This window comes from Paraburkholderia sp. CNPSo 3281, assembly GCF_024206515.1.
Classification (GTDB): domain Bacteria; phylum Pseudomonadota; class Gammaproteobacteria; order Burkholderiales; family Burkholderiaceae; genus Paraburkholderia; species Paraburkholderia nodosa.
Genome location: NZ_JAMBPS010000043.1, coordinates 25,393 through 49,678, shown reverse-complemented (window position 1 = coordinate 49,678; position 24,286 = coordinate 25,393). Strand labels below are relative to the sequence as shown.

Sequence of the window (24,286 nt, the reverse complement as noted above, 5' to 3'; positions counted from 1 at the left end):
CTCCAACCGATGAACCCACACTCCGACGCGCTCGTGCGCGACGCCACCGCCGACGACTTTCCCGCCATCGCCGCGATCTACGCGCACCACGTGCTGCACGGCACGGCGTCGTTCGAGGAGACGCCACCCTCGCTCGACGAACTCCTGCGCCGCCACGCCGCCGTGCGCGAACAGGGCCTGCCCTGGCTCGTCGCCGAGATCGACGGCCGCGTGGCGGGCTACTGCTACGCCACGCCCTACCGGCCGCGTCCGGCGTATCGCTTCACAGTCGAAGACTCGATCTATATCGACGAGGCGTTTCGCGGCCGCGGACTCGGCCACACGCTGCTTGATGCGCTGATCGAACGCTGCGAGGCAGGCCCGTGGCGGCAGATGATCGCCGTGGTCGCCGACCCGCGCGGCGGCTCGCTCAAGCTGCACGAGCGCCTGGGCTTCGCACTGACTGGCACGCTGCACGGCGTAGGCTTCAAGCACGGCGAGTGGCGTGACACCGCGCTCATGCAGCGCACGCTCGGGCCGGGCGCGGATACGCCGCCCAAGGGCTGACGCGCGACGCTCAACAGCATCGCGGCACGCCATACGCGCGCCGCAAGCGAAACGCCGCTCGTACAATACGTCCTTTCGCAACGGAGCCAGACCCAAGGCTCCGCAGACAAGGACTGATTCGCCATGCAACCCCTCCTCGAACACCTGCACCCGGCCAACTGGAGCTTCCTGTGGGACGCGCTCTCCGCGCTCGCGCTGCGCTTGTGCGCGGCAGCGGCAATCCTCTGGTTCGGCTGGTGGTTCTCCCGGCGCGTAGCCAACTGGATCGCACGGCGCGGCGGCGGCATCGACCCCACGCTGCGCCCCATCGTGCGCGACACCGCCGTATGGGGCGTGCGCCTCGTCGCCGTCATCGGCGCGCTCTCGCAAATCGGCATCCAGACCGCCAGCATCGTCGCGGTGCTCGGCGCGGCCGGTCTCGCGATCGGTCTCGCGCTGCAGGGCACGCTGCAGAACATCGCGGCCGGCATCATGCTGTTGCTGCTGCGGCCGTTCAAGGTGGGCGACTATATCGACGGCGGCGGGGGGAGCGTCGCGGGCACCGTGGAGGCCGTGAACCTCTTCACCACGCGCCTCACGAAACCCGACGGCATCTGCGAATACGTGCCGAACGGCGCGCTGTGGAGCAATTCGATCCGCAATTTCAGCCGCAATCCCACGCGCCGGCTCGACCTCGAAGTGGAAGTGTCGGTGCGCGACGACGTGAATCGCGCCATCGACGCGTTGCGCACGCTCGCCGCCGCCGACTCGCGCGTGCTGGCCTCGCCCGCGCCTCAAGTGATGGTGGCGCGCTTCGACGACAGCACCGCCGTGCTCAACATTCGTGTGTGGTCGAACATCGACACCTTCTGGGACATGCGCTGGGAGCTTTCGCGCAAGGTGCGCCAGGCGCTCAATGACGCGCAGTGCTCGCTACCCCTGCGCACGCGCGAGCTGCACATCGTGCAGACGCAACCGGCGGAACCTGAGCACCCGACGCAATCGGCGCAATCGACGCAACAAGCGCAGCAATGAACGCGTACGCGCGCCGCCTGCGCAGCTACGCCAGAGGGCTCGTGCCGCACGGCTACCTGGCCTTGCTGCTGGTGATCGACGGCCTGCTGCTGGTGCGCCCGGTCGCGCAGAAAGCGCTCGAACACGCGCGCGGCAGCTGGTTCGACGACTGGATCACGCTCATCAACGCGTTTGGCGTGCTCGCGCTGCCCCAGGCGCTCGTTGCGACCGGCCTCACGATGATGTCGTTCGGCATCGCGCTGCGGGCGCGCGTGGCGTGGGTGCTTTCACTGGTGCTGCTCGCCGGCGCAGCCAGCATCTGCCTGTGGGGCGACTATCGCAGCCACGCGCTCGCCGGCTTCTCGCTCGCACTGGCCTGCGCGCTCATCTACTACTGGCGCCACTTCGATCGCGCGAGCGTCGCCGTGGGCTCGTTGTTCGCATTCCTGAGCATTGGCTCGTTGGTCGTCTATGCGGTGTTCGGCTCGCTATACCTCGGCGACGACTTTGCGCCACCTATCCGCAATCTCGTCACGGCGTTCTATTTCTCGATCGTGTCGATGTCCACGGTCGGCTACGGCGATATCGTGCCGCGCACGGACACCGCCCGGCTTTTCACGGCTTCGATCGTCGTGCTCGGCATCACCGTGTTCGCGACTTCGATCAGCGCCGTGATCGGGCCCGTGATCGGCGGCCATTTGAAACGCATCGTGAAGGGAGGCATTTCCAACGTGACCCGCAAGAACCACTATCTGATCGTCGGCGCGTCGCCGCTCGCGCACAGCGTGTACGCGGGGCTCCTCAAGCGCGGCTACACGGCGACCGTGATCGTCGCGCCGAATACGCCGCACAACTATCCGCCAGAGGCCGATCTCATCGTCGGCGATGCAAGCGACACCGCCACGCTGCACAACGCGGGCGCCGAAACCGCGCTCGCCGCGCTCGCGCTGCGCTCGGACGACGCCGAGAACGCCTTCGTGATTCTCGCGATCAAGGAGATCGCGCCGAAGGTGCGCACCGTGGCGCTAGTCAACGACAGCCGCAACCTGCAGCGGCTGCGCCTGTTGCAGCCGGACATGGTGTTTTCGCCGCAACTGCTCGCGGGCGAACTGCTCGCGCGCACGCTCAACAACGAAACCATCGACAACACGCTGGTCGAACAGTTGCTGTTCGGCAAGAGCGCGGGCGGAGCGGCGTAAGCGTCTGGTCGCCGCCTGCTATCGGTCCGGCAGCGGCAGGCGCCGGAACAGCGTGGGATAGTCGATCACGAGCCCGTCTTCGTCCACGCGCAGGTTCGCCGTGAAGTCGCGAAAGATCCCCTCGTAGCGATACTCGCGGTCGCGCTCGATGCACACATAGGCCTGCTCGACGGGCTTGGGCTCCAGCTCGGGCGCGGCGATGTACGCCACGCGGATCGGCTGGCGCTCGCCGCGCGCGAGGCCCAGACGCCGGATCGGCAGTGTGTTCGTGTACGGCGTCGCGGCGATGTCGATGTCGATGCAGCCGTTGAGCGCTTCCAGTGCGCGCCCCTCGCCGTCGGTCCAGTGGCCCTTGCCGTCGCTGTGGAGCACGAGCGAGCCGCCGCCCATCACGCGAAACGCCGCCCAGCGCACGCGCCAGTGCGCGTCGCACTCGATGGCGTAGCACAGGCCATACGACTTGCCGTAGCGCTCGCCGATGACCACGCTTTCCGCACGGATCGTGTCGCCTTTTTCGCCAAATTTCGGGCCGCAATGCGCATCGAACGCCAGATGCTCAATACCCTCGCCCGTCTCGGATGCCCAACGCACTTCACGCATCGTTCGCCTCCCAATAACGCTGTCGACCAGAGTTAGTGCTTTAGCACTTACTCTGGTCCCGTGCAAAGCTGTCGACCAGAGTTAGTGCTTTAGCACTTACTCTGGTCCCATGCAGAGCTGTCTCTGGATGACCTCGATAACCACCTTGCGCATATCGTAACCCGGCGACAAATAGCGACTATCAACACGCGCGCATGCGCGAGGCGGTCTGCATCGCCTATGCTCGCACTCTGGCCGCCGTGCGCCTCGCACCGGGGGCCGCACCCGCCCGCACCCGCACGTCACGCCTTCGCCATGTCCGCCCGATTTTCCGCCGCTGCCGGCGCCACTGCCGGCGCCACTGCCGATACCGCCGCCGTTGGCGCACTGTTGCCAGCCTCGGCCAGATCGTGCTGCAGGCGCATGCGGGAACGGGCGCGTGCCTGCTCGCGGCGCTCGCGCTCACCGACTGGCGGCTGGCGTTCGCCGCCCTGCTTGGCGCCGCGGCGGCCAACGTCTGCGCGGTCGTGGCAGGCCACGCAGAAGCGGCGATCCGCGACGGCCTTGCCGGCTACAACGGTGCGCTCGCCGCGCTCGCGGCGTTCACCTAAGTGCGCGCCTCGAACCTCGTGAAGATCGACACCGAAGGCCGTATCGTAGGCGCAAGCGAGCATCCCGTGAACGCCACCGGCTTCGCGCTGCACGCGGCTGTCCATCTCGCGCGGCCCGTACGCCGTGTGCGTGATGCATCTGCACAATACGGCGGGCATCGCCGTGTCGATCCAGCGCGACGGCCTCCTGCCCGCCTCGCAGCACGCACTGCGTTTTTACGGCCAGCTCGCGTGGCACGACTACGAAGGCCTCGCCTTCACGCCCGCCGAAGGCACGCGCCTCACGGCAAGCCTGGGCGCGCAACCGGCCATGCTGCTGCGCAATCACGGCACGCTCACCACCGGCCGCACGGTGGCCGAGGCTTATGTGCTGATGGCGACGCTCATCAAGGCCTGCGAAATCCAGCTGCAGGCGCAGGCCGGTGGCGTGCCGCTCGTCGTGCCGCCGCCCGAGGTGGCCGAACGCACGGCCGAGCAATTGCGCGACGGCGGCGCGATCGAAGGCGTGCTCGAATGGCCGGCGCTGCTGCGCAAGCTCGATCGCATCGATTCGTCATACCGCGACTGATCGCGCCCATTCCATCGCTTCGCTAACTTTTCAAGGAGACCCGCATGCCGACATTCCACATCGAAATGTTCGAAGGCCGCAGCGTCGAACAAAAACGCCAGCTCGCCGCCGCCCTGACCGAGACCACGTGCAAGGTGCTCGGCGTCGAACCGCAATCCGTCGACATCATTTTTCACGACGTGAAGCCGGAAAACTGGGCGACGGGCGGCAAGCTGTGGAGCGATCCACGCTAAAGCCGCCATTTCCATCGCATTCCTGATCTTTTTCGCCTGACTTTTCCCCCGCACGAGTCCTGACGCCGCTCGCCGAGGCACATTGCCGCACCCCATGCGGCTGCGCGGTGTATTGACGCAGCGCGACACCCTTCGCACCTCCCCTCCGCACAACGAGTGTTTAATCTAAATTGATCTGTATCAATGCGTTAGCGCATGTTTTCGTCTCATTGATATTGACGACTGCGACACGCTGGCGCACGTCGCAGTGCAGCAAAACTGCCGCCGTTCCCCTACGCTTACGTCCATTGCACGAGAAGCGCAGCGCCCCCACTGCCTCGCCGTGCGACGTTTCTTCCGCGCTTTTCCCGGTAAGCAAGCAACAGGCACGCACATGCACACGTCACTATCCGCCTTCGACCTGGCCCGGCTGCAGTTCGCCTTCACCGTCTCGTTTCACATCGTCTTTCCGGCGCTTTCCATCGGCCTCGCGAGCTTCATCGCCGTACTCGAAGCCTGCTGGCTCAAAACGCGTCAACCGTTCTACAAGGACCTCTGCCTGTTCTGGTCGAAGGTCTTCGCCGTGGCGTTCGGCATGGGCGTCGTGTCCGGCGTCGTCATGAGCTATGAGTTCGGCACCAACTGGTCGGGCTTTTCGTCGTTCGCGGGCCCCATCACCGGACCGCTGCTGATGTACGAAGTCATGACCGCGTTCTTTCTCGAAGCGGGCTTCCTCGGCATCATGCTGTTCGGCTGGAACCGCGTGAGCCCGCGCGCCCACTTCGGCGCAACGCTGATGGTCGCCATCGGCACGCTCATTTCCACGTTCTGGATCCTCGCCTCGAATAGCTGGATGCAGACGCCGCAAGGCTTCAAGATCGTCGATGGCCACGTCGTGCCGGTGGACTGGTTCAAGATCATCTTCAATCCGTCGTTCCCGTACCGTCTCGCGCACATGGCGATCGCCGCGTTCATCGTGGCCGCGCTCGTGGTGGCCGCGAGCGGCGCGTGGCATCTGCTCAAGGGGCGGCGCGACCCCGCCATCAAGAAGATGTTCTCGATGGCGCTCGGCCTGCTGCTCGTGCTCGCGCCGGTGCAAGCCTTCGTGGGCGATGCGCACGGCCTGAATACGCGCGAATATCAGCCCGCCAAGATCGCCGCGATCGAAGGCATCTGGGACACCGAACAAGGCGGCACCGCGCTCAATCTGTTCGGCATTCCCGACATGCAGGCCGAGACGACGCGCTACGCCGTTTCCATTCCGCACCTGGGCAGCCTGATCCTCACGCATAGCTGGGACGGCGAGATCAAGGGCCTCAAGTCCTTCCCCGCCGACGAGCGGCCCAATTCGCCGCTGCTGTTCTGGAGCTTCCGCGTCATGGTCGGCTTAGGGCTCCTGATGATTCTGCTTGGCGTGACCGGCTGGGTGCTGCGCCGGCGCGGCACGCTCTACGAATCGCGCGGATTCCAGCGCTTCGTGCTCGCCATGGGACCGACGGGCTTCATCACGCTGCTCGCGGGCTGGGTCACGACCGAGGCCGGCCGTCAGCCCTGGGTGGTCTACGGCGTGATGCGCACGGCGCAAGCGGTGTCGCCGCTCACGGCGCAACAGGTGGGCGTTTCGCTGATGGCGTTCGTGGCGGTGTACTTCCTCGTGTTCGGCACGGGCGTCTACTACCTGCTCAAGCTTCTGCGCAAAGGTCCTGCGTTGCCCGACACCCGGCCACATTCGCCCCACGAACCACGTGAGCCGCGCGTGGCCCACCCTGCGCTCACCGTGGGTCAGACCGCGCGCCGTCCCATGTCCGCCGCCGATCAGCTGATCGACGCCTGAGGCTCCCCCGCATTCATCGTTACGAGGCTAGCAAGCAAATGGATGTCACCGTCATCTGGGCCGCGATCATCGCGCTCGGCCTTCTCCTCTACGTGGTGCTGGACGGCTTCGATCTCGGCATCGGCATTGTGTTTCCGCTCTTTCCCGACGAGGATGAGCGCGATCTCATGATGAACACGGTCGCCCCCGTATGGGATGGCAACGAGACCTGGCTCGTGCTCGGCGGCGCGGGACTCTTTGCCGTGTTCCCCGTGGTGTACTCGACCGTGCTTTCCGCGCTCTACCTGCCGCTCGTGTTCATGCTCGAGTGCCTGATCTTCCGCGGCGTATCGTTCGAGATCCGCGCCAAAGCCAATCGTACCAAGCATTTGTGGGACCTCGCGTTCATCGGCGGCTCGACGGGCGCAGCGTTTTTCCAGGGCATCGCGCTCGGCGCATTCCTGCAAGGCATTCCGATGGACGGCGGCCAGTTCGCCGGCGACGCCTTCGGCTGGCTCACGCCCTTCAGCCTGCTCTCGGGTTTCGGGCTCGTCGCGACCTACGCGTTGCTCGGCTGCTGCTGGCTCGTCGCGAAGACCGAGGGCGACCTGCAGCGCCGCCTGCGCAAGCTCGTCTGGCCGCTCACGGTGATGCTGCTCGGCTTCATCGCGCTCGTGAGCCTGTGGACGCCGCTGCAGGACCCGGCCATCGCCGAACGCTGGTTCCGTTCAGGCCTCTTCTGGCGTCTCGCGCCGGTGCCGCTGCTCGTGCTCGCCTGCGCCGCGTGGATGCGCTGGGCCGTGCATGCGCGCCATCACAAGACGCCCTTCATCGCGGCCATCGGGCTCGTGCTGCTCGGCTATGCGGGCCTGCTCGTGAGCCTGTGGCCCTACGCGATTCCGCAGGGCCTCACGCTGTGGGAAGCGGCGGCGCCGCGCGAGAGCCAGATGTTCACGCTCGCGGGCGCAGCGTTCATTCTGCCGGTCATCCTTGCGTACACGATGCTCGGTTACTGGGTCTTTAGAGGCAAGGTGCGTCATGGCGACACCCATCACTACCACTAACACGGCGCGCCGGGCGCTGCCCGGCTGGCTGTGGTTCGCACTCCTCTGGTGTGCGGGCGCGGCCGCGGCCGTGTCGCTCGGGTTCGCGTTCAAGGTCTTCATGAACCTCACGCTGTTTGCCGTGAAGTGATTTGCACGAGTGCACTCGATTTGACCACGCCGCGTTAGACTATAGGCTCCCTGTCACCCGTGCGAAAACTTCATGCAACAGATGACCTTCATGGAATGCGTCAAGCGCGCATGGGCGAGCGCCTGGCAGGCTGCCGTGCAAATGCCGGTTCTCGTCGCGGGGACCTTTGCGATCTACGCGGCGCTGGGCTGGTTCGGGCTCGCCGGGCGGCCCGTGCCGGCCGAAGGCGCGACGCCCTCCGCCGGACTCATTGCGCTCGGCAATCTCGCCTCGCTCCTGAATTCGCTTGTCTACCTCTGGTTCACGCTCAAGATTTCGCGCTTCGTGCTGCTAGGCGAGCGCAGCGCGCCGCTCATGCCGGCCGGAGCCAAGCCGTTCCTGCGCATTTTCGCGGTCGGACTCATTCTGGCGGTCTCGCTCGGCGCATTCGCGCTCTTGCTGTGGGTCGTGCTGCGCCCGCAATACCAGGGCGGCGCGGCGTTCCTCTTTCTGGTGGTCATTGCGATCTGGATGTTCGTGGCGGTGCGTCTCTCGCTGCTCTTTCCGGCGCTCGCAGTCGGCAGCCCGATCGCCTTCGGCGCCGCATGGCGCGACAGCCGTGGGCACTTCTGGAGCCTCTTTGGCGTCACCTTCGTCGCCGCGCTACCCATTGCCGTATGCGGCCTGCTCGTGCTGGTCGGCATGGGCCTCGCGGGCGTCACGCCTGAAACCGTACGGCAGCCGGGCTGGCTCACCGCTCTCGCCATTGGCCAGAGCATCGGCAACATCGTGTTCGCGCTGCTCACCACCACGGCGCTCGCCTGGCTCTATCGCCGTTACGCGCAAGCTCTGCCTTCGCCCGCCACGCGCTAATCTCGCACTACCATATGCCCGGCACGAAGCGATAACGCACACGCGCCAGATACTCGCGGTAGCCGGGCAGATTCTCCGCCAGCGTCTGTTCTTCGCGCACCGCGCGATAGCCGATCCCCACGACCATGACGGGCACGCACGCAAGCCCCCACCACGAACCGAGCATGAGCGGCGTGCCGACGAGAAAGAGCAGCGCGAAGCCATACATCGGATGACGCACGTACGCATACGGGCCGGTGTCGCTGACCGTATGGCCGCGTTCGCTCTGAATCTTCACCACGGGCGCCGCAAAGCGGTTCGCGGCGAAGACGGCGCGCGTCGCATAGATATCGACGAAGATGAAGATGGCGCCGAGCACGCTGAGCCACAGCGGCACGCGCGACCAGCCCATGCGCACGGCGTCGATTCCTATCAGGCACAGCCACGCGCAAAAACCCACGGAAACGCACAGCATGAACACGCGGTCCCACGGCTGCTGCGTGCGTTGCGCGAACGGCGCGAGCCGCTCGACGAGGAGGCCCGGATCTTCGCGCCCGAGCCACAGGCCGATCCACACGCCGCACAACGCCCACTCGATGAGCCACAGCCACGCCGCCGTCCACGCCAGCGTGCCCGCCGAAACAAACAACAGTACGCCCATCAATCCGAACCAGACCACGACTTGCACGAACAGCTTCGCCATCAGCGCTTTCGTCATTTTCAGCTCAGTCATGATGCCCTCCTTGCATGCGGGCGCGGCGTCGCGTCGGACGCCGACTCGCGCCTACTGTTGCACGCTGTGCGACATCATGCGCGCATATAGCGTGTCGGCGTCGATACGCTGCCCCGCTTCGCCGCGTGCGAGATCGATGCCGAAGCGTTCACGCAGACACTGCGCGAGTTCCGCTCCATTTGCGATCGTACGCTCCTCGCTCACCTGACCTCGTGCGTCGCGCTCGGTAAAGCGCTCGTTGAACAGGATCGCGCGGCCGCCTTCGCGCGCGATGCACGCCATCAGGCTGAACGTGAAGAACGAATCGGGCGAAGCCGACGTGTACCAGTTGGCTACTTCGTAATCGACCCACTCCGCGGGCGTCAATTCGAAGCGATAGAGATCGATCCACTTCTCGCCATCGTGCAATTGCAGCTTGCGCTCGTTCGCCGACAACGTCACGAGCCGCGCCGGTTCATGAGGCGTCGGCTGTTCCGCATCTGTCGAAAACGAGAGCGGCGCGAGCAGCGTCGCCGCACCGAAGCCGCCGTCGACAAGCCACGTGTCGCCTTCCGCCTCCACCCGAAGCAGCATATGCGTGCGCGGCGTGCGCGCGTCGGGTTCACGCCCGTACAGCACACGTGCGGCGAGCGGGGTCACCGTAAAGCCCAGTTGCATGAGCACGTGCGCGAGCAAGGTGTTGTGCTCGAAGCAGTAGCCGCCGCGGCGCTGCGTCACGAGCTTTGCAACGATGTCTGGCAGCTTGATCGACACGCGCCGCCCCGCCAGCGAATCGATATTCTCGAACGGAATGGCACGCGGGTGCAGACGATGCAGTTCGTGCAGCACGGCGAGGGTCGCGGCGCGCGGACCGTCGTATCCGATGCGGGCGAAGTACATGTCGAGATCGAGTTCGTAGCCGGTCATGGAGCCAGTTTGTTTTGAAGTTTGAGCGTCGAGCCTGCGTTCACACCTGTGATGATAAGCGACTTCATTCACCTGACGATTTCGTCGAAAACTAACGATCTGTAATGCACAAACACACGAACGACAGCATTTAGTAAGGATATCGATGACTCAGCGTAAAGCAGGCGTAAAACAGTTGCGAATCATTCTCGTTTTTGTTGACGCTCGCATTCACTATTAGTACGATGGCGCCGTCTGGAGATGTCGGGTATCCAGCGGCTTGCGAATAACAAACGCGATCAATCAAGCAATCATTTCAATAAATAAGGAATACGATGGAATCGACCCGAACCGTCCGCGTGTTTGCGCTGGCCTGCTCGCGCAGCGCAGCGCCGGGCCGCCCGGCGCGTCGGCGAGCACCGGCGTTGCGCGCCATTGCCGTGCTTGCCGCGAGCGCCACTTTCGCGTGCGGAGCAGCCCGCGCACAAAGCAACGCGAACCCCGATGCCGCCCCTGAAGCACCGGAAGCCGATCTCGCCATTCAGGCGCAGCCGTCGAATTTCTGGACCGGCTTCTGGTCGCGCCAGACCATGCTCGGCGACATGGGCGGCCTGAGGCCGTGGCTCGGTAAATACGGTGTCACATTCCAGCTCACGGAGACGAGCGAGTACCTCGCGAACCTGCGCGGCGGTCTCAAGACCGGTGGCGCGTACGACGGCCTCACGACGGCGACGGTCCAGGTCGACACGAGCAAGGCGCTCGGCATTCCGGGCGGCCTCTTCAATGTGAGCGCCCTGCAGATCCACGGCACCAACCTGAGCACGTCGAACCTCGGCACGCTGAACACGGCAAGCGGCATTGAAGCGACGCCGACCACGCGCCTGTGGGAGCTGTGGTATCAGCAATCGTTCTTCAACAAGCGCCTCGACGTGAAGATCGGTCAGCAGAGTCTCGACCAGGAATTCATCGTGAGCCAGTACGGGGCGCTCTTCATCAACACGATGTTCGGCTGGCCGGCACTGCCTTCGTACGACATGCCCTCGGGCGGCCCCGCCTATCCGCTCGCGGGTCTCGGCGTGCGCGTGCGCGGACAGATCACGCCTTCGTTGACGGCGCTCGCCGGCGTGTTCTCCGGTGACCCGCTCGGCAACGATCCTAACAACCTTAGTGGTACGAACTTTAATCTGCATAACGGCACGTTGTGGATCGGCGAGTTGCAGTACGCCATCAACCAGCCGTCCGAAGGCGAGCTGGTCAGTGCGGAAAGTCACGGCCTGCCCGGTACCTACAAGCTTGGCTTCTGGTACAACAACAACTCATTCGCCGACCAGCGTTTCGACAACACGGGCCTTTCGCTCGCGAATCCGGCTTCGACCGGCATCCCGGCGCAGCACCAGGGCAACTACAGCTTCTATGCGGTGGCCGACCAGATGATCTGGCGTCCCGACCCGGACGAGCCGCGCAGCATCGGCGTGTTCGCGCGCGTGATGGGCGCGCCCGGCGACCGCAATCTCGTGAGCCTCGCGGCCAACCTCGGCATTGTGATGAAGGCGCCGTTCAAGGGCCGCGATAACGACAGCGTGGGCCTCGCCGCCACGTACATCAAGGTCGGCAACAACGTGCACAACCTCGACCTCGACCAGCAGATGTTCACCGGCGGTCCTTACGGCGTGCGCACGCAGGAAACGGCGCTCGAAGCCACCTATCAGTACCAGGTCACGCCATGGTGGATTCTCCAGGCCGACGCGCAATACACGTTCAACGCGGGCGCCGGCCAGAATCCGCAGGATCCGACCGCGCCGCTGCGCAATACGTTCGTGATCGGCGTGCGGACGAACATCACGTTCTAAGCCTCGCAATCGAAACCATGTCCAACACCAGGTCCTCGCGTTTTGCTACCGGCGTGTGCGCCGGCCGCGCGAGGCACGGAGATTCAGTATGAAACACGCTACGCGCACGCTCCTGCAATGCACGGCCCACGCGGTCCGCTCCGCGCTCGCGCTTGCCGCCGCGGCGGCGCTCGCCGGCGCGCCGCTCGCCGCTCACGCCGACCCGCAGGGCCTGCTCGAGACCGTCAAGCACCACACCACGCTCATCAACACCGTGCCCGACAACGGCGACCAGAACCCGTATGCGATCTTCGTCGCGCCGGTCTCCTCCGGCACCGTGAAAGAAGGCGACGTGCTGGTCGACAACTTCAACAACGCGGCCAACCTGCAGGGCACGGGCAGCACGATCGTCGACTATCGCCCCGACACGAAGCAGATGGCGCTGTTCGCGACGATTCCGCGCGATCTCAAGGAATGCCCGGGCGGCGTCGGGCTTTCGACCGCGATGACGATGCTCAAGTCGGGCTGGGTCATCGTGGGCAGCACGCCAAGCAACGACGGCACGACCGGCACCAAGGGCGCGGGCTGCATGATCGTGCTCGACAGCGGCGGCAAGATCGCCAAGGTCATCAGCAGTCCGAACATCAATGACCCGTGGGGCAACATGGCCGTGGTCGACAACGGCGACCACGCCACGCTGTTCGTAAGCAACGCGGGCTTCGGCGTGGGCGGCGCGGACGGCAGTCCGCCCGTGTTCAAGCAGGCCACGGTGCTGCGCCTCGATCTCGACATCCCGAGCGGCCAGGCGCCGGTCCTGAAAAGCGAAACCGTGGTGGCGAGCGGCTTCGGCGCGCAGGCGGACAAGGGCGTGTTCCTCGTCGGCCCGACCGGCCTCGCGCTTTCAGCGGACAACAAGCTGCTCTACGTGTCCGACGCGATCGGCAACCGCATCAACGTGATCGAAGATCCGCTCACGCGCGACACGAGCGCGGGCGTGGGCCGCCAGCTGACCGCCGACGGCCTGCTGCACCGTCCGCTCGCCATGATCGTCACGCCGCAGGGCCACCTGCTCGTGACGAATGCCCTGAACGGCCAGGTCGTCGAGATCGATCCGGCCGCGGCAAAACAGCTGTATGCGCGCTGGATCGATACCGACAAGGCGCAGACGCCTCCGGGCAACGGCGACCTGTTCGGCATCGCGCTGACCCCGGCAGGCGACGGCTTCTACTACGTGGAAGACGACGTAAACACTCTCGTGCTGGCTAAATAATCATGTCCTCCGACGATACCCCCAACCAACCCTCGCGCCCCGCGCGGCGCGGCTTCCTGAAGGCGGGTGCCGCGCTCGGTGCGAGCCTTGGCGCAGGCGCGGCCACGAGCGGCCTCGCCCAGGCCGCCGAGGCAAAGCACCACGCGATGCCCGCCGACCCGATGCTCGCCGTCGAACCGTTCTACGGCGAGCACCAGGGCGGCATCGTGACGCCGCAGCAGGCGCACACGTATGTCGCGGCCTTCGACCTCACGACGACCTCGCGCGACGACGTCATCAACCTGCTGCGCAAGTGGACCGAGTCCGCGGCGCACATGAGCCAGGCGCAGCCGGCGGCCTCGCTGGACGGCACGGGCGACGACCACCCCGCGCCCGACTCCGGCGACGTGCTCGGCCTCGGCCCGGCGGGCCTCACGGTCACCTTCGGGTTCGGCCCCGGCCTCTTCACGTCGCAGGACAAGGACCGCTACGGTCTCGCGCACAGGCGCCCTGCCGCGCTCGTCGACCTGCCGCGCTTCAACGGCGACCAGCTGATCGCGCAAAAGACCGGCGGCGATCTCTTCGTGCAGGCGTGCGCCAACGACGCGCAAGTCGCTTTCCACGCGGTGCGCCAGCTCGCGCGCCAGGGCTATGGAATCCTGACGATGCGCTGGGGCCAGGCGGGCTTTCTCTCGGGCCCGCGCGCGCAAACGCCGCGCAACCTCATGGGCTTCAAGGACGGCACGAACAACCCGCCGACCGCGGACCCGAAGGCGATGAACCAGTTCGTCTGGGCCACCGCCGCCGACGCGCCGTGGATGCAGGGCGGCACCTATACGGTGGTGCGCCGCATCCGCATCACGCTGGAGCACTGGGACCAGATGGAACTGGGCTTCCAGGAGCAGGTGTTCGGCCGCCACAAGTACAGCGGCGCGCCTATCGGCCAGAAGAAGGAATTCGACAATGTCGATCTCGACGCGCAAGATAAGGACGGCAATCCGCTGATTCCCGAGAACTCGCACGTGCGTCTGTCGAACCGCGCGTCGAACAACGGCGCGCAGATCCTGCGCCGGTCGTACTCGTACAACGACAGCACGGACTTCTATATCGAGCGCTGGCCGCCGTGGCGCCAGGAAACCGAATATGACGCGGGCCTCATCTTCGTCGCCCACCAGGGCGACCCGCGCACGGGCTTCATTCCGATCAACGAAAAGCTCGCGAAGTTCGACATGATGAACCAGTTCACGACGCACGTGGGCAGCGCGATTTTCGCTTGCCCGCCCGGTGCGAAAGCGGGCTCGTTCATCGGCGCGGAGCTGTTCAGCGCCTGAGATTCATCGATAACACGGACAACGAAACAATATGAAATTTTCCATGATGCGCGCGCCGCTGCGCGCCGCCGCCCTCTCGCTCGCGCTTGCCGGCATGCTGCCGCTCGCCGCGCACGCGGCCTCGATCACGCTCTACAACGCGCAGCACGAGCAGGTCGTGAACCAGCTTGCGAAGGACTTTCAGCAGCAGACCGGCATCGACGTGAAGATCCGCAGCGGCGAAGGCCCGGCGCTCGCGGCGCAGCTCGTCGCCGAAGGCGAAAAGACGCCCGCCGACGTCTACTTCACGGAGAACTCGCCTGAACTGATGCTGCTGGAAGAAAAGGGCCTGCTCGCCCCCGTGCAGCAAGCGACGCTCGCGACCGTGCCCGCGCGCTTCAACTCGCCGCAAGGACAATGGGTCGGCGTGACCGCGCGCGAGAACGTGCTCGCGTACAACACGGCCAAGGTGCAGCCTGCGCAATTGCCGAAGTCGATTTTCGATCTCGCCAAACCCGAATGGAAGGGCAAGGTCGGCATCGCGCCGAGCGACGCCGACTTCCTGCCGCTCGTCGACGCCGTGCTCGCCGTGAAGGGCGAAGCCGCCACGCTCGAATGGCTCAAGGGTCTGAAGACCAACTCGCAGATCTTCGACGACGACGAAGGCGTGGTCGCTGCCGTGAACCGCGGCGCGGTCGCCACCGGCATCATCAACAACTACTACTGGGACCGCCTGCACGCCGAGATGGGCGACAAGAAGACGCAAAGCGCCGTCGCGCATTTCGCCGATGGCGACGTGGGCGCGCTCGTCAACGTTTCGGGTGCCGCCGTGATGAAGTCCGCGCACAATGTGGACGGTGCGCAGAAGTTCCTCGCCTACCTCGTGAGCGAGCGCGCGCAGAAGCTGATGGCGCAGGACCACATCAGCTACGAGTACCCGCTGCGTCCCGGCGTGGCGAGCGACCCCATCAACAAGCCGTTCGACCAGCTGAAGCCGCCCGCGCTGACCATCCAGCAGCTCGGCGACGACAGCCAGGCGGGCAAGCTGCTGCGTCAGGCTGGCCTGCTGTAATCGGCATGGAGTACGAAGCAAGATCGTGAGCGAAGCAGTTACGACGGCGCAAGCCGTGCCAGAGTCTCATCAAGTCGATGTCGCGGGGGTCCCGCCCCTGGGCGCGCGGCGGCGTGCGCCGCGCGCGCTCTTCGCCGCCGCCGCGCTCGGCCCGCTGCTGGTGCTGCTGCCGCTCGCGCTGACGTTCTGGCGCGCGCTGTCCTTTGGTCTGGCCGACGCCGCCGAGCTGATCTTCCGGCCGCTGGTTGGCGAGTTGCTCGTCAACACGCTCTCGATTACCGTTTCGGCCACGCTCGCCTGCGCCGTGCTCGGCACCGCGGTGGCATGGCTCGTCGAGCGCACCGACGTGCCGGGGCGGCGCGCCTGGGCGCTCCTCGCCGCCGCGCCGCTTGCCATGCCCGCGTTCGTCACGAGCTACGCGTGGGTCTCGCTGAGCCTCGATTTGCAGGACTTTCTCGGCGCGTTCATCGTCATCACGACGGCCTACTTCCCGCTCGTCTACCTGCCCGTGGCCGCCGCGCTGCGCGGCCTCGACCCCGCGCTCGAAGAATCGGCGCGCGCGCTCGGCTGCAACCGCTGGGCCGTTTTCGTGCGCGTCGTGCTGCCGCAATTGCGTCCCGCATTGTTCGGCTCGATGCTGCTCGTCGCGCTTGGCGTGCTCTCCGAATTCGGCGCATTTACGCTGCTGCGCTTTCGCACGTTCACCACCGAGATCTACGCGGAATACCGCACGAGCTTCGATGGCGGCGGTGCCTCGCTGCTGGCCTGCGTGCTGATCCTGCTCTGCCTCGTATGCCTCGTGCTCGAATTTCGCGTGCGCGGGCGCGCGCACTACGAGCGCGTGGATCGCGGCGCGCGCCGCGCGAGCGCGCGCCATGCGCTCGGCCGCTGGCGCTGGCCTACGGCGGCGGGTTTCGTCGCGCTCAATGTGGCGACGCTCGGCGTGCCGCTCGCGATGATCGGCTACTGGCTCACGCAGCCCGGCGCGGCGGCGATCACGCCCGCCGATGTCTCGCCGGAGTTGCTGGTTTCGACCACATTCGCCTCGCTGCGTCTCGGCCTCACGGCCGCGTTTTTCACCACGCTGCTCGCGCTGCCGCTCGCGTACCTGCTTGCGCGCTATCCCGGCCGCGCCGCCACCTTTCTCGAACGCACGGCCTTTATCGCGCAGGGCGTGCCCAGTCTCGTCATCGCGCTTGCCATCGTCTCGCTCGCGGTGCGCGCGCTCGAACCGCTCTATCAGGGCACCACGCTGCTGATCACGGCCTACGCGATCCTCTGTCTGCCCCTGGCGCTCGTGAGCGTGCGCGCGGCGCTCATGCAAGCACAGCAGCGCCTCGAAGATACCGCGCGCGCGCTCGGCCTGGGATGGTTCGCAACACTGCGCCGCGTCGTGCTGCCGCTCGCGGGTCCCGGCCTCGGCGCAGCGGCCTCGATGGTGTTCATCTCGGTGGTCACCGAACTCAACGCCACGCTGCTGCTCGCCCCCATCGGCACGCACACGCTCGCCACGCAGGTCTGGACCGACACCTCGACGCTCGCCTTCGCGGCCGCCGCGCCCTATGCCGCACTGCTCACCGCGCTTTCGCTCGCAGCGTCGGGCCTGCTGTTCGCGTTTGCGGGCCGTTCCGCGCTCGCGGGCCATGCGTCCGTGAATATGTCCGTCGATACGACCAACCCACCGCCCGACGACGCCTGAGCCTCACTAAGCCCCATGAGCACACTTCGCATTTCCGGCCTCCAGAAGGCCTTCGACGGTCATCCGGTCCTGCACGGCATCGATCTTTCCGTGCGCTCAGGCTCGCTCGTCGCGCTGCTCGGGCCTTCGGGCAGCGGCAAGACCACGCTGCTGCGCGTGCTGTGCGGCTTCGAGCGCGCCGACGCCGGCACGATCGAGATCGACGGCCGCCGCGTCGCAGGCGACCGGCTGCATCGGCCGACCGAGCAACGTCATATCGGCTACGTGCCGCAAGAGGGTGCGCTCTTTCCGCACCTCACGGTCGCCGAGAACATCGTGTTCGGCCTGCCGCGTGCGCAGCGGCGCGCGCACCATCGCGTGGCCGAATTGCTCGAACTCGTCGGTCTTCCGGAATCCTATGCATCGCGCGCGCCGCAACAGCTTTCGGGCGGCCAGCAGCAGCGGGTAGCGCTCGCCCGTGCGCTCGCGCCCTCGCCCGGCCTCGTGATGCTCGACGAGCCGTTCTCGTCGCTCGACGCCGCGCTGCGCGTGGAAACGCGCGAAGCCGTGGCGCGCGCGCTCGCCGCGGCCGGCGCGACCGCCGTACTCGTCACGCACGACCAGGCCGAGGCGCTCTCGCTCGGCCACGAAGTCGCCGTGCTGTGGCGCGGCAAGTTGTTGCAGAGCGGGCCGCCGCAAACGCTGTATCGCCGCCCGGCCACGCGCGAACTCGCGGCCTTCATCGGCGAGGCGGTGCTGCTGCCGGGTACGGTTGCCAACGGGCGAGCGCATTGCGTGCTCGGCGCGCTGCCGATCCAGCAGGACCAGCATGCCGCAGAAGGCGCCGTGGACGTGATGCTGCGCCCCGAGCAGATCGACGTGCTGCCCGAAACCGCCCTGCGCGACGGCGCAATGGAAGCCGTGGTGCGCGCCATCACCTTCCAGGGTCAGGACGCCGCGCTCACGCTGCAACTGATCGATGCGCACGCAACGGTCCGCGCGCGCGTGCCCGGTTATCGCACGCCGCGCGAAGGCGAGCGCGTGCGGCTTGCGGTAGGCGGCGAAGTGAGCGTCTACCCGCGCTGACGCGGCACTGAAAGGTCCTGCACCATCTGCTGCGCGAGGTAGTCGCAAGTCGGCCGGTTCGACTTGACGCTGCGCGCCACCACGATTTCCAGCGGTTCGATCTTTGGCAGGCCCTGCGCCTCGCCGAGGATCGCGAAGCGCGCCGGCACGCTGCAACGCGTGAGCGCGACGATCGCAATGCCCGCCTCCACCGTCGCCGTCAAACCCATCAAACTCGCGCTGCTGTACGCGGCGCGGTAGCGGATGTGCGCGGCGTCGAGCGCCGCCACGGTATGCGCGCGCGCCACGCTGCCATGCTCGTAGAGCCCCACCGGTAACGGCGACATGGCGAGCGGCGCGGGGTCGGTGGCGGACCCCACCCAGACCATCTCCTCGGCCCGCACGAACTCGCCGCGCATCTTGCGGTCGCGCGTGACGAAGGCGATGTCGATCTTGTTGTCGGCCAGCATCGGCCCGAGCGCTACGCTCTGCGCACAGACGATCTCGATCTCCACATGCGGATAGAGGGTAGAAAAGCGCCGCAATACCGGCGAAAGCAGCGACGCCATGTAGTCGTCGGGCGCGCCGAGCACCACGCGCCCCGTCACCTCGGGCCGCACCAGCGCCGCCCACGCCTCCTCCTGCAGGTCGAGCGCGCGCCGCGCATATTCGAGCAGCGTGTTGCCCGGGCGCGTGAGCGCGAGATTGCGCGTGTCGCGCGTGAATAACGTGGTGCCGAGCATCTGCTCGAGCCGCTTGATCTGCATGCTCACGGCCGCCTGCGATCGATGCACAGAGACGGCGGCCTTCGTGAAGCTGCCCGCGTCCGCCACGGCGGCGAAGGTGCGCAACAAATCGACATCGAATTCGGGGTTCATAAGCCGGCCGTGTTGCAGCCAATTCATAAGCTGCGCTGATGGAATTCTTCAATTTAATTCGTTTGCCCGCGGCCCGCAACTGGCGAATACTTAAGCTGTCTCCAACCCGCTTTCGATTCCCCAGCTCCGGCCATGCAATCCGAACATCACGGCAAGCGCCAGCAAGGCGTCCTCATGCTCGCGGGCGGCGGCCTCCTGATGGGCACGATCGGCGTGTTCGTCGAGGAGGCGCGTCTCGGCGCCCTCACGCTCGTGTTCTTCCGCTGCTTTTTCGGCATGCTCGCGCTCGCCGGGTATTGCGCGTTCAAGGGCTGGCTTTCGCCGCGGCAGTTCACGCGCCGCACGCTCACGCTCGCGCTGATTTCAGGCGTGCTGATGGTCACGCAGTGGGTCGCCTTCTTCGACGCGATCCATCGCACGAGCATTGCCGTTTCGACAGTCGTGTTCCATGTGCAGCCGTTCTGGGTCGTGCTGATGGGCGCAGCGCTCTTTCACGAGCGGCTCGGCGCCGACCGGCTGGGCTGGATCGGCATTGCCTTCGTGGGACTCGTGCTCGCTTCCGGCGTACTCGCTGAAACCCACGTGGCCGATCGCACGAGCTACATGATCGGCATTGGCGAGTCGCTGGGCGGCTCGGTGCTCTATGCGAGCGTCACGCTGATCGCCAAGAGCCTGCGCAACTTTCGCCCGCATCTGCTCACGCTGACGCAATGCGTGGTGGGCTCCGTGTGCCTGCCGCTCATCGCGCCGTTTCTCGCGCCGCTAGAACTCGCGCATATTTCGGCAACGCAATGGGGCTGGCTCGTGGGCATGGGCGTGCTGCACACGGGGCTTTCGTACGTGCTGATCTACGGCGCGCTGCCGATGTTGACGACACCCGTGATCGCCGTGCTGCTGTTCGTGTATCCGCTCACCGCGATCGCCGTCGATGCGATCGTCTACGGTCGGGCGCTGAGCGTGCCCCAGCTTGCGGGCATGGCACTGATCGTGGCGGCGAGCCTCGGGGTCAATCTCGGCTGGCGCCTGTTGCCGCCGAGGCTCGTGAAGGCGCGGCGCTAACCAACGCGCCGCATAGGGGGATCAGGAAGGCAGCGTTTGACCCTTCGTTTCCGGCGCAAACGGAATGATCAGGAGCCCGAGAACGAAGGCCAGCGCCGTGAGCGCCACCGGCACGCCGAGTGTGTGCATACGCAGCACGGCCGCGCCCAGCAGGAAGTTCACGCCCGCACCCACGAAGCGGCCAAATGACGTGCAGAACGCGAACGCCGTTGCGCGCACACGCGTTTCGAACTGTTCAGGCAACCAGAGGCTGAAGAGCGCGAAGTTGCCGCCAAAGAAGCCCAGCACGAAGAGCAGCGCGATGAACGGCACAAGTCCGTTCTCCAGGTAGAACGCCCAGCCGAAGCTCGCCGCGATCGTCACGGCCATGCCCGTGAAATAGACGGCGAGCGTCCACTTGCGGCCGATGCGCTCGGCCATGGGTTGCAGTGCGAGGCAACCAAGGATCGTGCCGATCGACAGGATGCCCGTGGCGATGGACGCCGTGCGGATCGCCTCGGCCTTGTTCGCACCCGCCTTCGTCGCCAGCTGGATCACGGCGGACGGTTCATAAACCGCACCTGCCCACAACCCGATGATTGCGATGGTCAGCAACGCGCACGCCACCACGGTGCGCAGGCGGTAGACGTCGCCAAAGATTTCACGCAGCGGGCGGCCGCGATGCACATGGCTTGCCTCCGACTTCTGCCACGTGGCTGGTTCCTCCACACGCGTGAGCACGAGGATGGCCACCACCACCGGCACCGCGCCCGTGAGGAACATGGCACGCCAGCCGAAGTGCACGCCGACCGTGTAATTGAGCGCGGCCGCAATGAAGAAGCCCGCGTAATAACCGGTCTGCAGATAGCCCGCACCCATCTTGCGGCGGTCTTCGGGCCACGATTCGGCCACGTAGGTGCCCGCGAGCGCCCACTCCCCGCCTATGCCCACGCCCGCGAGAAAGCGGTAGATGGCGAGCGCCCACACGCTCTGCGCGGTGGCCGAAAGTCCCGTGAAGATCGCAAACATGAAGATGGTGCCGGCCAGCACGCGCGTGCGGCCGAAACGGTCCGCGAGCGGCCCCCAGATGAACGACAGCCCCCAGCCCACGAGGAAGAGCGCGAACAGGATCGAGCCGGCAAGCCCGATGTTCGCCGCACTCGCCTCATACCCCGAGCGCGGCAACAACTCCGTGAGCGCGGGGGTGAGCACGAGGGCGTAGATGAACGAGTCCATCCCGTCGAGCGTCCAGCCTGCCCAGGCGCCCCAGAAACCGGCGATCTGCGACCGGTTGAGCGGTGTCTTGGTGCGGGTTCGCCGCGCGGACTCGGTGATCGAATTCATGATGCTCCTCTCTCCTTTGATGCCTCGCCAGCCCGCGCGGCCGGATGCGCACGCGCGCCGCGAAACGCGGAAATGCAGGCCGCGGCAGTGCCGGCCCCCTTCAGGAACTCCCTGTAAGCCCCCCGTTCTTCTTACCCGTCTATAGTGAAACTGGTGTTTCTGTGTTGCGGGTTTTCGAGGCTTTCGCCTTGGTCGTTTTATATATAATATTTGATCTCATGAGCGACGCAACGAATGGTTTTCCCCTGGAAGGCGCTGCCGCGCCTCGCACCAGCACCTCGCGCATGATCGCCGACGCCCTGCGCAGCGCGATCGTCGAGGGCAAGCTCGCGCCCAATGCGCCGCTGCGCCAGGACGCGATCGCGCGGCATTTTTCGGTCAGCGCCATCCCCGTGCGCGAGGCGCTGCGCCAGCTCGCGAGCGAAGGCTGGGCGAAGATCGAGGTGAACAAGGGCGCGAGCGTGGCCTCCCTCTCCGCCGACGAAGCGCGCGAAATCTACGAGATCCGCTCCGCGCTCGAAAGCCTCGCGCTCGGCCTCGCCATTCCGAATCACACGAGTGCCACGCTGCGCGAAGTGACCGCGCTGGCCGCCGCCGCGAAGCGCGAGCGCGATCCGTCGCTCTATGTCGCGCGCAACGAGGCCTTTCATATGAGCCTCTATGCGCCCGCCGGCCGCCCGCAGTTGATGGAGATGCTCACCGCGCTCCATCGGCGCGGCGAACGTTATCTGCGCCTGAAATTTGGCTTCCCCGAATACAAGGGCGATTCCGATAGTGAGCACACCGAAATTCTCAACGCCGTGAAGCGCGGCGACATGCCCACTGCGCAAAAGCTCGTGGCCGAGCACCTGCTCGGCACCGGCGAACTTATCTACCGTTTCCTGACCGAGCGCGCCGCGCTGCCGGCTGTGCCGCCTTCAGGACACACCGCCGCCGCAAAGCCACGCGCCGCCTCTTCCCGCTCACGGAGCCGAACTGCCGATGAAGCCTCAAGCTGATACGCCAACCTCGCGTGACCTCGCGCCGCGTTCGTGGACCACGCGCCGCGACGAAAAGGCCCGCCGCCTCGCCGCCGTTTCGGGCTGGCTCGAAGACGGCGTCCTGCCCGCCTCGCGCATGACCGATGCGCTCGAACTGCTGATCCGCCCCGGCGATCGCGTCGCACTGGAAGGCGACAACCAGAAGCAGGCCGACTTCCTCTCGCGCTCGCTGGCCAAGGCCGATCCGGCCAAGGTCAACAACGTTCACCTGCTGATCTCGAGCATCAGCCGCCCTGAGCATCTCACGCTGTTCGAGCGCGGCATTGCGCGCCGCGTGGACTTCGCGTTCGCTGGGCCGCAGAGCCTGCGCGTGGCGCAGTTGCTCGAAGACGGCCAGCTCGAAGTGGGCGCGATCCATACCTATGTCGAGCTGTACGCGCGCATGTTCGTCGACCTGATTCCCCAGGTCGCGCTGCTGTGCGCCGAAAAAGCCGACCGCCACGGCAATCTCTACACCGGCCCGAATACCGAGGACACACCGACCATCGCCGAAGCCGCCGCGTTCAGTCAGGGCATCGTGATCGTTCAGGTCAACGAAATCGTCGATGAACTGCCGCGCGTGGACATTCCCGGCTCGTGGGTCGACGTGGTCGTGCAGGCCGACCGGCCGTTCGCGGTCGAGCCGCTCTTTACGCGCGATCCGCGCCACATCGGCGACTTGCAGGTGCTCACCGCGATGATGGTCATCAAGGGCATTTATGCGCCCTATGGCATCGCCGCGCTCAATCACGGGATTGGTTTCGACACCGCCGCGATCGAATTGCTGCTCCCCACCTACGGTGATTCACTCGGCCTGAAGGGCAAGATCTGCCGCAACTGGACGCTCAATCCGCACCCCACGCTGATTCCCGCCATCGAATCGGGCTGGGTGGAAAGCGTGCATTGCTTCGGCAGCGAAGTGGGCATGGAAGACTATATCGCCGCGCGGCCCGATGTGTTCTTCACCGGCAGCGACGGCAGCTTGCGCTCGAACCGTGTGCTGTGCCAGCTCGCAGGGCAATATGCCGTGGATCTCTTCATCGGCTCGACGCTGCAGATCGACGCGGACGCGAATTCGTCCACCGTCACGCGCGGCCGGCTCGCGGGCTTTGGCGGCGCGCCGAACATGGGCCACGATCCGCGCGGACGGCGCCATGCGAGCAAAGCGTGGCTCAAGCTGCTCAAGGACAACGGCCCGGTTTCGCGCGGCCACAAGCTGGTGGTGCAACTGGCGGAAACCTGGAAGAAAGGCGGCGAACCGACCTTCGTGGATGAACTCGACGCCATCGCCGTGGGCCAGAAGAGCGGCATGCCCGTTGCGCCCGTGATGATCTACGGCGATGACGTGAGCCATGTCGTGACCGAAGAGGGCATTGCGCACCTGCATCGCGCAGAGGGCATCGACGAGCGCCGCGCCGCGCTCGCGGCCGTGGCGGGCGTGACGCCCATCGGCCTGCGCGCGCAGCAGCAAAAAACCGACGAACTGCGCCGCCGCGGCATCGTGCAATTCCCCGAGGATCTCGGCATTTTGCGCGGCGAGGCCAAGCGCTCGCTGCTCGCGGCGCGCAGCATCGACGACCTGGTGACGTGGTCCGGCGGGCTTTACACACCGCCCGCCCGCTTCCGTAGCTGGTAAGCGC

At 66.2% G+C, this 24,286-nt stretch carries 22 protein-coding genes and 2 pseudogenes; 19 read left to right on the top strand and 5 right to left on the bottom strand.

What is annotated here, in order from left to right; genetic code table 11:
• The first annotated feature begins 9 nt into the window (after nucleotides 1–9).
• From M3I56_RS30240 to kch, 3 genes are all read left to right on the top strand, one after another.
• Complete coding sequence (locus M3I56_RS30240; protein WP_254357069.1) at nucleotides 10–546, top strand: GNAT family N-acetyltransferase; 537 nt, start codon at nucleotides 10–12, stop codon at nucleotides 544–546.
• Between the two features lie 123 nt (nucleotides 547–669).
• Nucleotides 670–1,560, top strand: a complete 891-nt coding sequence (locus M3I56_RS30235) for a mechanosensitive ion channel family protein (RefSeq protein ID WP_254357068.1) — start codon at nucleotides 670–672, stop codon at nucleotides 1,558–1,560.
• Nucleotides 1,557–2,738: a voltage-gated potassium channel protein gene (kch, locus tag M3I56_RS30230; protein ID WP_254357067.1), complete on the top strand. Its 1,182-nt coding sequence runs from the start codon at nucleotides 1,557–1,559 to the stop codon at nucleotides 2,736–2,738. The genes M3I56_RS30235 and kch overlap by 4 nt, the downstream gene beginning before the upstream one ends.
• Before the next feature lie 18 nt (nucleotides 2,739–2,756).
• Here kch and M3I56_RS30225 read toward each other — a convergent pair whose 3' ends face one another.
• Complete coding sequence (locus M3I56_RS30225; protein ID WP_254357066.1) at nucleotides 2,757–3,338, bottom strand: putative glycolipid-binding domain-containing protein; 582 nt, start codon at nucleotides 3,336–3,338, stop codon at nucleotides 2,757–2,759.
• 374 nt (nucleotides 3,339–3,712) lie between these two features.
• Here M3I56_RS30225 and M3I56_RS41740 point away from each other — a divergent pair.
• The 7 genes and pseudogenes from M3I56_RS41740 to M3I56_RS30195 all read left to right on the top strand — a co-directional run.
• Nucleotides 3,713–3,919: pseudogene (locus M3I56_RS41740) on the top strand (urea transporter); the annotation flags it as partial.
• Nucleotides 3,920–3,928: 9 nt separating this feature from the next.
• A pseudogene (locus M3I56_RS30220) lies at nucleotides 3,929–4,496 on the top strand (class II aldolase/adducin family protein); the annotation flags it as partial.
• Nucleotides 4,497–4,540: 44 nt separating this feature from the next.
• Nucleotides 4,541–4,729: a 4-oxalocrotonate tautomerase gene (locus M3I56_RS30215; RefSeq protein WP_254357065.1), complete on the top strand. Its 189-nt coding sequence runs from the start codon at nucleotides 4,541–4,543 to the stop codon at nucleotides 4,727–4,729.
• Between the two features lie 373 nt (nucleotides 4,730–5,102).
• Complete coding sequence (locus tag M3I56_RS30210; RefSeq protein ID WP_254357064.1) at nucleotides 5,103–6,542, top strand: cytochrome ubiquinol oxidase subunit I; 1,440 nt, start codon at nucleotides 5,103–5,105, stop codon at nucleotides 6,540–6,542.
• Between the two features lie 38 nt (nucleotides 6,543–6,580).
• A complete protein-coding gene (cydB, locus tag M3I56_RS30205; RefSeq protein WP_254357063.1) occupies nucleotides 6,581–7,585 on the top strand; it encodes a cytochrome d ubiquinol oxidase subunit II in 1,005 nt (334 codons plus the stop codon).
• On the top strand, nucleotides 7,560–7,715 hold the full coding sequence (locus tag M3I56_RS30200) for a hypothetical protein (protein ID WP_254357062.1): 156 nt from the start codon (nucleotides 7,560–7,562) through the stop codon (nucleotides 7,713–7,715). Before cydB ends, M3I56_RS30200 begins: the two co-directional genes overlap by 26 nt.
• 72 nt (nucleotides 7,716–7,787) lie before the next feature.
• Complete coding sequence (locus tag M3I56_RS30195) at nucleotides 7,788–8,567, top strand: hypothetical protein (RefSeq protein WP_254357061.1); 780 nt, start codon at nucleotides 7,788–7,790, stop codon at nucleotides 8,565–8,567.
• A 7-nt stretch (nucleotides 8,568–8,574) separates the two neighbouring features.
• On the opposite strand, the gene M3I56_RS30190 is transcribed toward M3I56_RS30195, so the two are convergent.
• Together M3I56_RS30190 and M3I56_RS30185 are read right to left on the bottom strand one after the other, a co-directional pair.
• A complete protein-coding gene (locus M3I56_RS30190) occupies nucleotides 8,575–9,252 on the bottom strand; it encodes an isoprenylcysteine carboxylmethyltransferase family protein (RefSeq protein ID WP_254357083.1) in 678 nt (225 codons plus the stop codon).
• Nucleotides 9,253–9,330: 78 nt separating this feature from the next.
• Complete coding sequence (locus tag M3I56_RS30185) at nucleotides 9,331–10,185, bottom strand: arylamine N-acetyltransferase (RefSeq protein ID WP_254357060.1); 855 nt, start codon at nucleotides 10,183–10,185, stop codon at nucleotides 9,331–9,333.
• Nucleotides 10,186–10,499: 314 nt separating this feature from the next.
• Between M3I56_RS30185 and M3I56_RS30180 the strand changes: the two genes are divergently transcribed.
• The 6 genes from M3I56_RS30180 to M3I56_RS30155 all read left to right on the top strand — a co-directional run bounded on the left by M3I56_RS30180 (nucleotide 10,500) and on the right by M3I56_RS30155 (nucleotide 18,388).
• The gene (locus M3I56_RS30180) at nucleotides 10,500–12,014 is read left to right on the top strand and encodes a carbohydrate porin (protein ID WP_254357059.1); all 1,515 of its coding nucleotides are present in this window, start codon (nucleotides 10,500–10,502) and stop codon (nucleotides 12,012–12,014) included.
• 88 nt (nucleotides 12,015–12,102) lie between these two features.
• Complete coding sequence (locus tag M3I56_RS30175) at nucleotides 12,103–13,263, top strand: hypothetical protein (RefSeq protein WP_254357058.1); 1,161 nt, start codon at nucleotides 12,103–12,105, stop codon at nucleotides 13,261–13,263.
• Between the two features lie 2 nt (nucleotides 13,264–13,265).
• Nucleotides 13,266–14,573 (top strand): iron uptake transporter deferrochelatase/peroxidase subunit, encoded by a 1,308-nt coding sequence (efeB, locus tag M3I56_RS30170; protein ID WP_254357057.1) that lies wholly within the window; start codon nucleotides 13,266–13,268, stop codon nucleotides 14,571–14,573.
• Nucleotides 14,574–14,604: 31 nt separating this feature from the next.
• The gene (locus tag M3I56_RS30165) at nucleotides 14,605–15,624 is read left to right on the top strand and encodes an iron ABC transporter substrate-binding protein (protein WP_254357056.1); all 1,020 of its coding nucleotides are present in this window, start codon (nucleotides 14,605–14,607) and stop codon (nucleotides 15,622–15,624) included.
• A gap of 55 nt (nucleotides 15,625–15,679) precedes the next feature.
• Complete coding sequence (locus M3I56_RS30160) at nucleotides 15,680–17,323, top strand: iron ABC transporter permease (protein WP_254357082.1); 1,644 nt, start codon at nucleotides 15,680–15,682, stop codon at nucleotides 17,321–17,323.
• 15 nt (nucleotides 17,324–17,338) lie between these two features.
• The gene (locus tag M3I56_RS30155; RefSeq protein ID WP_254357055.1) at nucleotides 17,339–18,388 is read left to right on the top strand and encodes an ABC transporter ATP-binding protein; all 1,050 of its coding nucleotides are present in this window, start codon (nucleotides 17,339–17,341) and stop codon (nucleotides 18,386–18,388) included.
• Here M3I56_RS30155 and M3I56_RS30150 read toward each other — a convergent pair.
• Nucleotides 18,376–19,245 carry a LysR family transcriptional regulator gene (locus M3I56_RS30150; RefSeq protein ID WP_254357081.1) on the bottom strand — a complete coding sequence of 290 codons (870 nt, stop codon included), beginning with the start codon at nucleotides 19,243–19,245 and terminating at the stop codon, nucleotides 18,376–18,378. The two genes, M3I56_RS30155 and M3I56_RS30150, sit on opposite strands and share 13 nt — an antisense overlap.
• Nucleotides 19,246–19,377: 132 nt before the next feature.
• Between M3I56_RS30150 and M3I56_RS30145 the strand changes: the two genes are divergently transcribed.
• Nucleotides 19,378–20,304, top strand: a complete 927-nt coding sequence (locus tag M3I56_RS30145) for a DMT family transporter (RefSeq protein WP_254357054.1) — start codon at nucleotides 19,378–19,380, stop codon at nucleotides 20,302–20,304.
• 21 nt (nucleotides 20,305–20,325) lie between these two features.
• Here the strand turns inward: M3I56_RS30145 and M3I56_RS30140 are convergent, their stop codons facing one another.
• Nucleotides 20,326–21,627 carry an MFS transporter gene (locus M3I56_RS30140; protein ID WP_254357053.1) on the bottom strand — a complete coding sequence of 434 codons (1,302 nt, stop codon included), beginning with the start codon at nucleotides 21,625–21,627 and terminating at the stop codon, nucleotides 20,326–20,328.
• Nucleotides 21,628–21,845: 218 nt separating this feature from the next.
• On the opposite strand from M3I56_RS30140, the gene M3I56_RS30135 reads away from it, so the two are divergent.
• Nucleotides 21,846–22,625, top strand: a complete 780-nt coding sequence (locus M3I56_RS30135; RefSeq protein WP_254357052.1) for a GntR family transcriptional regulator — start codon at nucleotides 21,846–21,848, stop codon at nucleotides 22,623–22,625.
• Nucleotides 22,609–24,282: a malonate decarboxylase subunit alpha gene (gene mdcA, locus M3I56_RS30130; RefSeq protein WP_254357051.1), complete on the top strand. Its 1,674-nt coding sequence runs from the start codon at nucleotides 22,609–22,611 to the stop codon at nucleotides 24,280–24,282. The genes M3I56_RS30135 and mdcA overlap by 17 nt, the downstream gene beginning before the upstream one ends.
• The last annotated feature ends 4 nt before the right edge of the window (nucleotides 24,283–24,286 follow it).

What these genes read in the sequence shown, in the direction of transcription:
- M3I56_RS30140 (WP_254357053.1), bottom strand. Translation starts at nt 21,627, where the DNA reads ATGAATTCGATCACCGAGTCCGCGCGGCGAACCCGCACCAAGACACCG.
- M3I56_RS30165 (WP_254357056.1), top strand. Translation starts at nt 14,605, where the DNA reads ATGAAATTTTCCATGATGCGCGCGCCGCTGCGCGCCGCCGCCCTCTCG.
- M3I56_RS30200 (WP_254357062.1), top strand. Translation starts at nt 7,560, where the DNA reads ATGGCGACACCCATCACTACCACTAACACGGCGCGCCGGGCGCTGCCC.
- M3I56_RS30135 (WP_254357052.1), top strand. Translation starts at nt 21,846, where the DNA reads ATGAGCGACGCAACGAATGGTTTTCCCCTGGAAGGCGCTGCCGCGCCT.
- mdcA (WP_254357051.1), top strand. Translation starts at nt 22,609, where the DNA reads ATGAAGCCTCAAGCTGATACGCCAACCTCGCGTGACCTCGCGCCGCGT.
- M3I56_RS30195 (WP_254357061.1), top strand. Translation starts at nt 7,788, where the DNA reads ATGCAACAGATGACCTTCATGGAATGCGTCAAGCGCGCATGGGCGAGC.
- M3I56_RS30145 (WP_254357054.1), top strand. Translation starts at nt 19,378, where the DNA reads ATGCAATCCGAACATCACGGCAAGCGCCAGCAAGGCGTCCTCATGCTC.
- M3I56_RS30175 (WP_254357058.1), top strand. Translation starts at nt 12,103, where the DNA reads ATGAAACACGCTACGCGCACGCTCCTGCAATGCACGGCCCACGCGGTC.
- M3I56_RS30240 (WP_254357069.1), top strand. Translation starts at nt 10, where the DNA reads ATGAACCCACACTCCGACGCGCTCGTGCGCGACGCCACCGCCGACGAC.
- M3I56_RS30180 (WP_254357059.1), top strand. Translation starts at nt 10,500, where the DNA reads ATGGAATCGACCCGAACCGTCCGCGTGTTTGCGCTGGCCTGCTCGCGC.
- M3I56_RS30215 (WP_254357065.1), top strand. Translation starts at nt 4,541, where the DNA reads ATGCCGACATTCCACATCGAAATGTTCGAAGGCCGCAGCGTCGAACAA.
- efeB (WP_254357057.1), top strand. Translation starts at nt 13,266, where the DNA reads ATGTCCTCCGACGATACCCCCAACCAACCCTCGCGCCCCGCGCGGCGC.
- kch (WP_254357067.1), top strand. Translation starts at nt 1,557, where the DNA reads ATGAACGCGTACGCGCGCCGCCTGCGCAGCTACGCCAGAGGGCTCGTG.
- M3I56_RS30210 (WP_254357064.1), top strand. Translation starts at nt 5,103, where the DNA reads ATGCACACGTCACTATCCGCCTTCGACCTGGCCCGGCTGCAGTTCGCC.
- M3I56_RS30155 (WP_254357055.1), top strand. Translation starts at nt 17,339, where the DNA reads ATGAGCACACTTCGCATTTCCGGCCTCCAGAAGGCCTTCGACGGTCAT.
- M3I56_RS30150 (WP_254357081.1), bottom strand. Translation starts at nt 19,245, where the DNA reads ATGAACCCCGAATTCGATGTCGATTTGTTGCGCACCTTCGCCGCCGTG.
- M3I56_RS30235 (WP_254357068.1), top strand. Translation starts at nt 670, where the DNA reads ATGCAACCCCTCCTCGAACACCTGCACCCGGCCAACTGGAGCTTCCTG.
- M3I56_RS30185 (WP_254357060.1), bottom strand. Translation starts at nt 10,185, where the DNA reads ATGACCGGCTACGAACTCGATCTCGACATGTACTTCGCCCGCATCGGA.
- cydB (WP_254357063.1), top strand. Translation starts at nt 6,581, where the DNA reads ATGGATGTCACCGTCATCTGGGCCGCGATCATCGCGCTCGGCCTTCTC.
- M3I56_RS30225 (WP_254357066.1), bottom strand. Translation starts at nt 3,338, where the DNA reads ATGCGTGAAGTGCGTTGGGCATCCGAGACGGGCGAGGGTATTGAGCAT.